The sequence below is a fragment of the Streptomyces sp. SID3343 genome (assembly GCF_009865215.1).
Lineage (GTDB): Bacteria > Actinomycetota > Actinomycetes > Streptomycetales > Streptomycetaceae > Embleya.
Genome location: NZ_WWJX01001597.1, coordinates 1 through 9,777 on the forward strand (window position 1 = coordinate 1; position 9,777 = coordinate 9,777).

The window sequence follows — 9,777 nt, forward strand, 5'->3', positions numbered from 1 at the left end:
GCGCCGCTGCCTTGTTCTTCCCGGATGCCTGCCGGCCGTAGAGCCATCGCTTGCCGGTACGGCGATTGATGCCCACGATCCGGCAGGCTTCCGTGTTGCTTATCCCAAGATCCACGAGCCGAAGGTATTCCGCCCGCTCACCGACCAGTTTCCTCGGGCCCTGGGGCCGCCGATCCGCACGAACCTCGAAGTCCATCGCACCCCCTGAACTGGGGTGTTGCGACGACCACTAGAACCTAAGTCGCTTGGGGCCCTCCGTCGTATCAACGGTCGAATTCACCGTCTTGGACACCGCGTATGAATGCCTGCCATTCCTCGGCGGTGTACCGCTGGATCGCGCCGAGGGGATCGGCCGGATTCCGCAGGGCCATGGCTCCATCACCCAGCTCGGCGATCTCGATTCGGTCCTCTACCGGGGAGCCCGGAGCAGCGAGCCACACCGCTTCGCTCAGATCTTGCGCGTAGAGGTCTGCCTTCTGGCTCATGCTGTGACCAGGGCGTCGGCCTTCAGGGCCCCCACGAACGCCGCCCATCCCGTCGCCGAGACGCGGCTTGCCGGAAGATCCGTGTTCTTGGAGTCGCGGATCGCGACCGCGGGCAACGCCGAGAGTTCGGCGATCTCCACGCACTGGTCGTTGCTGGCGGTGTAGCTGCTCTTGTACCAGGTGGCACCGTCCAACGAGGCGCTGTACAGGGTGTTCGGGTTCATGCGGTCAGTTCCCTCTCAACGTTGGTAATCAGGTCGCGGCTCTCCTCGGGCGAGAGAGCCTTCGCGGCCAGGTTCGTGAAGAGCCGGTTGACCCGGCGCAGGTCCATGGGCTGGTCCAGGAGGACGCTACCGGCCACGGATTCGGCGAAGGCCACGTCATCGAGGCCGTCGGCGAACTTGAAGATGTTGAAGCTGCCGTTCTGTGTTCCGTTCTCCCCGCCTTCCCAGGGGATGATGCGAAGGCTGATGTTGGGGAGCTCGGTGACTTCGAGCAGGTGCCCAAGTTGTTGTTTCATCGCGTCTCGGCCGCCGACGTGGAAGGTCAGGGCGGCTTGGGTGATCACGCAGTCGAGGTTGAGCGGGTTCTCACCGGTGAGGCGCAGTTGCCGAGCCATGCGGATTTCGACGAGGCCGTCGATCTGATCCGGTCCGAGCGCGGCCCAACCGGACCCGGTGACCGCAAACGCGTACTCGCGCGTCTGCAGGTGAGCGGGCAGCAGAACGGCTTGATAGTCGAGGCGGTGCGTGGCGTCTTCTTCGAAGCCGAGTACTCGGTCGTAGTTCTTGGACAGCAGATCGCCGTACCGCTTGCGATACCAAGGCACCTGCCGCCTGCGGGCGATGGTCAACAGCTCGGTCAACCGATCTCGTGGCGCGCCCTCCACCTCGTAGAGCGCGAGCAGCCTCGCGAACAGCTCCTTGGAGCAGGTGCGGTCGCCACTCTCGACGCGCGTGACCTGCGACTGGCTGCTGTCGACCTCCTCAGCTACCTCCTCGGCGGTGAGGCCCGCCCTCTCGCGCCGTTGGCGAAGCTCTTTGCCGAGTTCGCGGCGTGCGACCTGCGGGCTCATTTCGAGGGCAGCCATGGCGTCTCCATCCGATGTGACCTCACGACGGTGGTGTGTACGCACAGCATTGCGGAGGCGCGGGCAGGCTACCCGCCCCGCCTCCCCGTTGGGATGAAATTGGCATGATGCCAGTCATAGGCTTGACGCGACGCACCCAGGGGCTCCACAGTGATTTCCAGTCACCGTCTGCGTCTTTGTGATCACGAGACGGCTTGTTCGCGATGCCCGTGCGACCCGCAGGGAGAAGCGCATGGAACTGCCCGCTCAACGACTAGATCTGCCGAGAACCAAGCTCTCAGCCAAGAACGCTCGTCTGCACACCCGCGAAGTGTGCGCTGCTGTGGGTGCGTTGCCCGACGACGATCCTCTGTCCGTCGTCGTTGAACTGGTCACCAACGCGTTGAAGCACACCAAGGGATCCATCACCTTGTTCTGGTGGGTCGAAGGACGGCGCCTGCTGTTCGCGGTGGCGGACGACGATTTCGTGGTACTGCCCTGGGGCACACTGCGCCTGGAACCCGATGTCGACGGCGAGAACGGGCGTGGGCTGGAAATCGCCTCGATCCTGGCCGACGATTTGGGCTACGGACCGACACCGAGCGGCGGCAAATGGATCCGGGTCGGGTTCGTCCTTCCGACGCCGTCCGACGCCGAAACGCTCACAGTGCGCCAACACGCTTCTCTTGACCGCCCTTCCTGGCACGACGCCCCATCCGTGGCTTCGTACAGAGGCGAGGCGGCAACCGGCGACATAGCCAGCGGTCAACATCTGAATCCGCCGATAGCGGTCTCGCGCCTTGTGCGGCCAAGGCATCCTCGCGGTTCGTCCTCAACCCTGACAACGAAGGCTCAACGAGACCGGCACAGCACCGACGAGCCGCTGACCCTGGTGGCACCGCCAGGGTAGATCGCAGATTTACGTCCGGGGCAGCCGGTCGTCGTCCCCTCCCATCCCCGATCCCCACCGCGTCTTCCCCTTCTCGGAGACCAATAGGGAGCCGGAGCCCGGACAACCTGCACTCTTATCGCAGCCGGGCCACCGAGAACGAACACGCCTGGTGGTCCGGCGCCGGCGTTCGTTCGCGTCGGGCCGGAGACACGGGCCGCAGGCATGACGGTGTGGCTGTTGCCCGCCCACGCCCTGCCTCTCGTCACCCCGCGCGAACGATCTCTTCGCCCGATCGCACCGGACATGGATCACCGATCGGCCCGTCGCGCGACCCGCCCCGTCCGGCGCTTGTGGGCCCAAAGCCGATTAGCACCCGGCCGCGCAGACCCTCGCCCTCACGGTCTAACCGCGTTCGCGCACCGCTCAGGAAGGCACCACCGTGTTGACTACCACTCGCGCCCCACTCACGCCCACCGAGACTCACCGCGCGCACCTTCGCGAACTCCTCGATTGCGCACCCGCGTTATGCGACACCGGCTGGGCGAGTGCGCTCGCGGCGACGCCCCGATCCGCGTACGCCCTCACCATTGCCCTCCCACACGGGAGCGTGACGGCAGACGGCCCGGAAGCCGATGCCTACTGGGCCACGCTCGCCGCCACCGGTGTCCTGGCGACGACCTCCCCCGACGGCAGCACCGTCACCTGGGCGCCCGCACTGGGGTTCGCCGCCCTCCTCGTGCACCTCGAACTGCGGGCCCGACAGACCGCGTTGGTGATCGGTGCACGCGGCGGCTGGGAGGCGGCCGTGATCGCCGCGCACCCCACGCGCCCCGAAGTCACGGTGTGCGAGCCCACACCCGCGATCGGCGCGGAAGCCGCAACCAGGCTCGGAGCCGCCTTCTCCTCCGCCCGCGTCGAGATCGCCAACGCACGCGACCGGCTGCCTGCAGGCCGCTGGGATCACATCGTCGTGACCGGCACTACCGGCCACGTCCCCGACCTGTGGGTACAGGCCCTGTGCCCTGGCGGTCGCCTCCTCACGTCAATCGGCCAGGCCCTCGCCGTCGTCGACAGGAACAGCGAGGGGCCCGGGGCGACCGGCCGATTCGTCTCGTTGCCCGCCGCGTTCGGCCCTTGGAACCACCCCGATCGGGCGGGCGGTCCGTTGTTAACCGAACGCGGCGCGAAGGGCTTCGATCTCTTCGCCTTCCTGCCGAACCCCACCTGCGTCGAGTCCGCCATCGACCCCGTGCGCGGATCGGACCGGCACAGCGATATCGCCTTGGGCCTGAGTTACGGACTCCACGTGGCCATGGGCCGTCCGCAATTGGACCGCTTCGCTCTCACGCTCGACAGCGGTCGCACCCTCGTCACTCTCGTCGACATGGGGGGTACGCCACTCCGGACCTGGGACCTGACCCCGTCCGCGCGGCCCAACCCACCCATCACTCGCACCGCACGACCCGCCACCGCACCCCGACCGCCCATTGCCTGCGAGGAATCGTGATCACAAGCCACGCGAGAGGATCCACCACGCGCACCGGGGTGAACCATCTCGGGTACGCCTTGGTCGAGGGCGAGATCGGCTGGGGCTGGGCCGAACGCATCCGCGACGAGGCCACCCGCCTGATCGCTCCCGTCCCCGTCGACCGCAACGCCGGCCGGCTGGCAGGGCTCGTCGTCGCAGCGCACCTACGCTCGCGGGAGATCGAAGTCCTGGCCGGGTCCGACACACTCCTCGTCGGTGTCCGCCGGGAGCTGGCTGCCGACCGCGTCGAGATGGTGGCGTGCGCGCTCCTGCAACTACCGGCGTACGCGTTCGCGCAGGCCCCCGCTCAGGACGCCGTCGTGGGCGGCTTCGACCCCGACAAACACATGTGCGCGTACGTCGCCCTGGACTCGCTGCACGCACGACACGGCTGCGTCACTGCATACCCCCGCGCCCACGACCGGGCGCTGGAACACCACGGTGATCCGGCAAGCGCAGACCCCGCAGCGTTGCCGGCCGCAGGCGCGCGCCACATCCGTCTGTGCGCGGGTGACATCCTGCTCACGCACGGGTGGCTACCGCATGGGTGGGCCAACAACGCAGGCGGCCGAGACCTCTTTGTCGTGCGGATCCTCTATCGACGCCTCGGCCCTCCCACAACGTCGAGCACCGGCACGGTGCAATCGTGACCGCGCCGGTGCCGGACCCCGGCGGTGAAGCGGCGCGGCGCGCGTATCGGCGTGAGGGATACGCGCAACTGGGCGACGTCCTGGCCGAGGACCGCGTCGCGCGCCTGGAGGCGGAGGCTCTTCGCCTGTACGAGCGGTGGGCCCCCGCACGGGGGCACGGGCTTCGCCGGCCGGCGGACACGGCATCGGCGCCCGTGACGTTCGACGACGTGGGGGCGCTGTCCGTGCTCTTCAACGAACTGGCGCACGACGTCGAGCCGGCCCTCTGGGCGGCTCGGGTGCTGGGCGGTCCGGTCGAGCCGGTCCGCATCGCGTTGACGTACGCGCCTCCGCACAGCCCACCCCCACCCCTGGCGCCCGCTTCCCCTCGTCAACCCGCAGGTTCGATGCCCGACGACGGCGTCCACCTGTGGATCCCCCTCCAGCGGGACGGCTCCTGGCACCTGCGGGTCGCGCTGCGCAGCCACACCCGTGATGCGTCCCTGCCCCGCCGAGGCTGGTCCCGGTGGTGGGCAGGACGCCGAGCGCGGGTGGGCGGGTGCGGCGGCTCGGGGCCGTGCGTCGTCGCGGTGCACCCGCTCCTGCGGATCGGCACCGGTCAGAACCAGTCCCGATACCTGCGGGTCTCAGCCGTCCTCACCTACCGCCGCCCCGAACCCGGAGACATCCCGTGGCCCTGACCCCGGCCCCACACGAGGCCGCGTACCCCTCCACCCCGCCCGGGCGCAGACCTTTGGCAACGGAGTCGGTCCTGCGCGGCAACTCCGTCCCGGTACCCATCGTCAACGTCCACCCCGAGCGCGCACTGCGCTTCGTCGTCGCCCTTCCCGACGATCCCGGCGCGGCACGTGTGGTTACCGCAGGTCAGGCGATCGCGGCCATCCGGGCGGCGTTCGGACATCGCATGCCGCGCAGGCCCCACCTGCCCGGAGGCGGCCGTCACCGGGCGACGCCCGCAGCGCTGCACAACCTGCACCGCCCAGGCCGTGCGCCCACCACCCTTGGGACCCGCCGGACCCCGCCGCCCACGGTGGGGTGGCGGCCCTTCGGCCGTACCGGCGCACGAGTGATCACCACCTGGCAGACCCCGGGCTGACGCCCACCGTGCCTCCCGTCACTTCGTGGAAGAGCACCGAACAGCGCTTCCAGCGCTGATGCGGCAATGCCACCACGCCCGCGCACAGACCAGAAAGGCGGCACCGCATGCCCGACCCCGGTCCCCGACCCGAGCCCGTGACCGGCCCGTACACCGAAGTCCCCGCCCTCGCGCCGACGGACACCACACCGTGCTGGTGTCGCCGGCGCCGTCCCCGGCTCCTCCTGGTCCGCGAACACGACCGGGGTGATCGCGCCCGGCGCGATCACCCCGGCACCCACCCGCGCCCGGCTCACGCCCAGGAGGCCGACGACCTGCTTCCGGACATGCTCCTGATCAGCGTGCGCCGGCTCCTCCACGCGCGCACGAACGCCGAGACCGCACAGGCGTCCGCCGAGATCCTGACGACGGTGCGGGACCTGACCACTCGCCGTGGCCTGCCCTGGCAACGCGTGACCGAGGGCGCGTTCCGCCTGCGCCGCCACCACGGCACCTACCGGCAGGCATGGGTGATCGGCACCGACGACCCACCCACCGAAGCCGACCCACGTCACACGACGCCACCGACCCCGTGACCGCCGACCCGTCCGCGCCCCAGAGTCTGGACCGCACGATGACCCACGTTGTTCACCCCGCCGATGACGTGCCGGCGCTCGCCCACGCCCAGGCCGTCGAGGTGGCCGACTCCCACCTGAAGAAGGCCCTCGGCGTTCTGTTCCCGGGCGCGGTCACGGAGCTGGGCGAGACCCTGCCCGGCCGGACCCACCACGTGCGGGAGGCACGCCTCCACCAGGATGGCGCCCCGCCCACCCAGGTCCTGGTGGCCTTCGACTTCGGGCTGCCGTGGCCCGAGCTGCTGCACGGCAACGCCCGCGGCCTCGTCGCGGCGAACGCCCGCCGAGCCAAGGCCGAGGCGTGCCGCACCGCCGCGCATCGCACCGTCCTCGCCGACCTCGTGCCCACCTCCCGAATCCTCGCCCACCGAGGGCCCGTCATGGTCCTCGAACGCGTCCCCCACCACCACGAGCGGAGCCTGGCCGCCTCGCTGGTGCGCCAGCCCGGCAACACCGGCACCCTCCTGCACCGCCTGTGGTCCACCCTCGCGCCGCTGCGCACCTCCGCCGCGGTTCACCGGCTCGACGCCGTGGCTCCGTTGGACGAGCGGCACTCGATCCCGGCCCGATTCGATCGCGCGCGGTCCGCCCTGAACGATTCTGCCCGGCCGACGGACGGCTGGACCCGTTGGCGGGCGGGCATGAGTCTTCACCCACGTGTGGAACACATCGCGGTTCGTATCGGACTCGCTGGCCCACCCGTCGGCGAGACCGCCCTCGCGCACGGGGGGCTGGACCCGCGAGACATCGTCCTGCGCTCCCAAGGCATGATCCTCACCCATCCGCAACCCCACCTCGCGGTGCCGCACTCCGACCTGGCGATGCTCCTCAGCCGCATCACCCACCACCTGATCGGCACCCGCCCCGGCACGACCACCGCCGACACCGTCTGCACCGGCGTCCACGAGTGGATATCCGCGAGCACGAACCCCCTCAACCTCAACTCTGGCGGCGAGCAGAGCGATTCGGCGCTGCGTCAGGTCCTGCGGCTGTGGGCGATGGACACCCTCACCGTCGTGGGCGACGTGCTCGCCCTACCACCCGACCTGCCGGTCTTCGACCAGACACGACGCGGTCTCGGCGAACGGGCGACCGAAGTCCTGGACGTCACCGAACGCATCGCCCACGGCCTGATGCAGGGCGAAGGCTCCCCGCGTACCCAGCTCGCCGACGCGCTGGCGCTGGTCGCCCACGCCGCCCGCGCCTAGCCACCGCAGGCTCCCGGCAGCAAGGAAAGCAAGCACCGCCACCGGCGCGACATCCCGGCCCGCCAGCCACCCACTCGTTCTCCTCCTCCACTCGTTTCCATCCCGGACAGGACTATGACCATCCAACAGGCCCGGCTGCGGCAGGCCCACGCCCAGGCGACCGCACACGCCGACGCCCGCTTGGGCGCGATCGTGCCCACCCTGCTCGAAGGCACGATCGAGTGGGGCGAGACCCACCCGACGCCCACACACCACACCCGCGACGCCCTGCTGCACCGGCCCGGCCAGGGGCCACTCCCGGTGACGATGTCCCTGGCCTACGGCACCACGCTGCCCAAGCTGCTGCACGAACAGGGCACGACCCTCGCCGCGCGCCTGGCCGCCGCGCACGACCGCGCGAGCGTGGAGACGGCCCGCGCCGTGGCCCACCGCGCCGTCCTGGCCACGACGGGCTGCCCTTCCGCCCCCGCAGTCCTGGCTCGACAGGGCCCGGTCCTGATCGTCGAACGCACTCCTACCGCCGCGACCTTGGCCTCGGGGATCCTCGACACGCCGGATCGCGTCGTCGACCACCTCGACCGGCTGTGGGAGTCCCTGGCCCCGGCGCGACGGGCGAGCGCCGCGAACCGCATGGCCGCGGCCGCGCCCCTGGACCGGGACGGCTCGATCGAGACGCAGTTCGCCCGGACCTGGGTCGCGGACCCGCTGCCCGACCACATCGCCGAGGCCGGCCGGGGATGGACCACCGGCGGCGCGTTGGCGAGATTGCGCGCGCGCCTGGTCAACATCGCCGTGCGGATCATGCTCACCGCACCCGGAACCTCCGCTCGGGTGCTCGCCCACGGGGGACTCGACCCCGCCGACATCCTCGTTCACCCCGCGGCGCCCGTCCCCTCCCGCCCGCGCCCGCACCTGGCCGGCCCACACTCCGACCTGGCCACACTCCTCAGCCGCACCACCCAACACCTGATCGGCTCCCGCACCGACGCCGGTGTCGCCGACACCGTCACCACCGACCTGTACGCGTGGATCACCGCCAGCGAAGGGCCCTTGGCCGCGCACGAGATCCGCCGCGCCCAGGCGCTGCGCGACGTGCTGCGCCTGTGGGCGATGGACACCCTCACCACCCTGGCCGGCCACCTCGCGCTGCCCCCGGACGTGCCGGTCCTGACCCCGGCTCAACACGGCCTGGCCGAACGCGCCGTAGAGACCCTCGACATCGCCGAAGGGATCGCACACGCCCTGGTCGGCGCCGACACCCCACCCGCGACCGCGCTGGCGCACGCCCTCGCCCGCGTCACTACGGCCGCCCGCGCCTGACCCGGCTGCGCGCCGCCACACCCAAGGGCGCACGGCCCGGGTCCGACACCGGCCCCACCGACCTCGCACAGGAGGTGCACGTGCACGATCGAGTCACCTGGCCCACCACGCGGTCCTCGACCCACGCGGCCATCGCGCGACGCAGACTGGCGGACGCCGGCCGAGCCCGGGAATGGGCGACGCATCGCATGAGCGTCACCGCCCGACAGCTCCTCGACGACGCGGACATCGTCTGGGGCCCCGACCCGGGCGACCTGTCCGGCCACACCCTGGCGGCCGTGGTCGACGGCACGCCGGTGACGATCCGCATGGCGTACGGGCGCCCCGTCGCCGCGTTGCTGCACAACGCGGAAGCCGTCTGTACGCCGGTGACCTCGCTACTGCGGCACAGCCACGATCGCGTCGGCCTGCGCGTCCAACGCGACCTCGCCCACGCGCTCGCGTTCGCTCGCGCCACCGGCCTCGACCATCCCCGCCTCCTCGGGTCCCACGGGCCAGTCACGATCACCGAACGGCCGGCCGGGGCCAGCCTGTCGGCGGCCGTCCTGGAACACCCCGATCGCACGGGCGCGCTCTTGGAGCATCTGTGGGCCGACCTCGCCGCCACGCGCGACCCGGACCTCGCCAAGGCGGTGACCATCCCCGCATGCGGTGGCCGGGTCGGTGTCGAGGGCGCGTTCGGCTTGCTCTGGCACAGGCCCGTGCCCGCATGGCTCGACGACATCGGCACCGGCTGGACCCACATCAAAAACCGTCAGGCCCTCCTCGACAGGATGGACTGGCTCTCGGCGGGTCTGGACGACCACCGCCCGCGCGACCACGAGGACCGGCGCGTCCTCGTCCACGGGAACCTGGACTGCGACCACCTGCTCTTGGCTGGCGACGGCACCTGGACCAGCAGTCCCCGACCGCACC

At 70.8% G+C, this 9,777-nt stretch carries 13 protein-coding genes; 9 read left to right on the forward strand and 4 right to left on the reverse strand.

The annotated features are described in order from the left end of the window. The 4 genes from GT354_RS56220 to GT354_RS50605 all read right to left on the reverse strand — a co-directional run. A partial coding sequence (locus GT354_RS56220) for a helix-turn-helix domain-containing protein (protein WP_161356922.1) occupies positions 1 to 196 on the reverse strand: 196 nt, incomplete at its 3' end. A 67-nt stretch (positions 197 to 263) separates the two neighbouring features. After that, entirely contained in the window at positions 264 to 485 is a 222-nt protein-coding gene (locus tag GT354_RS50595; protein ID WP_161365017.1) for a DUF397 domain-containing protein, read from the reverse strand. After that, positions 482 to 709, reverse strand: coding sequence for a DUF397 domain-containing protein (locus GT354_RS50600; RefSeq protein ID WP_161365019.1), 228 nt, complete (start codon positions 707 to 709; stop codon positions 482 to 484). The genes GT354_RS50595 and GT354_RS50600 overlap by 4 nt, the downstream gene beginning before the upstream one ends. Next, positions 706 to 1,575 (reverse strand): helix-turn-helix transcriptional regulator, encoded by an 870-nt coding sequence (locus tag GT354_RS50605; RefSeq protein ID WP_161365021.1) that lies wholly within the window; start codon positions 1,573 to 1,575, stop codon positions 706 to 708. Before GT354_RS50605 ends, GT354_RS50600 begins: the two co-directional genes overlap by 4 nt. Before the next feature lie 232 nt (positions 1,576 to 1,807). On the opposite strand from GT354_RS50605, the gene GT354_RS50610 reads away from it, so the two are divergent. From GT354_RS50610 to GT354_RS50650, 9 genes are all read left to right on the forward strand, one after another. Continuing rightward, positions 1,808 to 2,464 carry an ATP-binding protein gene (locus GT354_RS50610; RefSeq protein WP_161365022.1) on the forward strand — a complete coding sequence of 219 codons (657 nt, stop codon included), beginning with the start codon at positions 1,808 to 1,810 and terminating at the stop codon, positions 2,462 to 2,464. Between the two features lie 421 nt (positions 2,465 to 2,885). Beyond that, complete coding sequence (locus tag GT354_RS50615; protein ID WP_161365024.1) at positions 2,886 to 3,953, forward strand: hypothetical protein; 1,068 nt, start codon at positions 2,886 to 2,888, stop codon at positions 3,951 to 3,953. Positions 3,954 to 3,991: 38 nt separating this feature from the next. Then, the gene (locus GT354_RS56985; RefSeq protein ID WP_161365026.1) at positions 3,992 to 4,624 is read left to right on the forward strand and encodes a phytanoyl-CoA dioxygenase family protein; all 633 of its coding nucleotides are present in this window, start codon (positions 3,992 to 3,994) and stop codon (positions 4,622 to 4,624) included. Continuing rightward, positions 4,621 to 5,304: a hypothetical protein gene (locus GT354_RS50625; RefSeq protein WP_161365028.1), complete on the forward strand. Its 684-nt coding sequence runs from the start codon at positions 4,621 to 4,623 to the stop codon at positions 5,302 to 5,304. The genes GT354_RS56985 and GT354_RS50625 overlap by 4 nt, the downstream gene beginning before the upstream one ends. Continuing rightward, positions 5,295 to 5,720 carry a hypothetical protein gene (locus tag GT354_RS50630; protein WP_161365030.1) on the forward strand — a complete coding sequence of 142 codons (426 nt, stop codon included), beginning with the start codon at positions 5,295 to 5,297 and terminating at the stop codon, positions 5,718 to 5,720. Before GT354_RS50625 ends, GT354_RS50630 begins: the two co-directional genes overlap by 10 nt. A gap of 107 nt (positions 5,721 to 5,827) precedes the next feature. Beyond that, a complete protein-coding gene (locus GT354_RS50635; protein WP_161365032.1) occupies positions 5,828 to 6,295 on the forward strand; it encodes a hypothetical protein in 468 nt (155 codons plus the stop codon). Next, positions 6,292 to 7,542: a hypothetical protein gene (locus tag GT354_RS50640; RefSeq protein WP_161365034.1), complete on the forward strand. Its 1,251-nt coding sequence runs from the start codon at positions 6,292 to 6,294 to the stop codon at positions 7,540 to 7,542. The genes GT354_RS50635 and GT354_RS50640 overlap by 4 nt, the downstream gene beginning before the upstream one ends. 114 nt (positions 7,543 to 7,656) lie before the next feature. Further along, positions 7,657 to 8,862, forward strand: coding sequence for a hypothetical protein (locus GT354_RS50645; RefSeq protein ID WP_161365037.1), 1,206 nt, complete (start codon positions 7,657 to 7,659; stop codon positions 8,860 to 8,862). Positions 8,863 to 8,942: 80 nt separating this feature from the next. After that, a partial coding sequence (locus GT354_RS50650; protein ID WP_161365038.1) for a hypothetical protein occupies positions 8,943 to 9,777 on the forward strand: 835 nt, incomplete at its 3' end.

What these genes read in the sequence shown, in the direction of transcription:
- GT354_RS50610 (WP_161365022.1), top strand. Translation starts at nt 1,808, where the DNA reads ATGGAACTGCCCGCTCAACGACTAGATCTGCCGAGAACCAAGCTCTCA.
- GT354_RS50605 (WP_161365021.1), bottom strand. Translation starts at nt 1,575, where the DNA reads ATGGCTGCCCTCGAAATGAGCCCGCAGGTCGCACGCCGCGAACTCGGC.
- GT354_RS50645 (WP_161365037.1), top strand. Translation starts at nt 7,657, where the DNA reads ATGACCATCCAACAGGCCCGGCTGCGGCAGGCCCACGCCCAGGCGACC.
- GT354_RS50635 (WP_161365032.1), top strand. Translation starts at nt 5,828, where the DNA reads ATGCCCGACCCCGGTCCCCGACCCGAGCCCGTGACCGGCCCGTACACC.
- GT354_RS50600 (WP_161365019.1), bottom strand. Translation starts at nt 709, where the DNA reads ATGAACCCGAACACCCTGTACAGCGCCTCGTTGGACGGTGCCACCTGG.
- GT354_RS50595 (WP_161365017.1), bottom strand. Translation starts at nt 485, where the DNA reads ATGAGCCAGAAGGCAGACCTCTACGCGCAAGATCTGAGCGAAGCGGTG.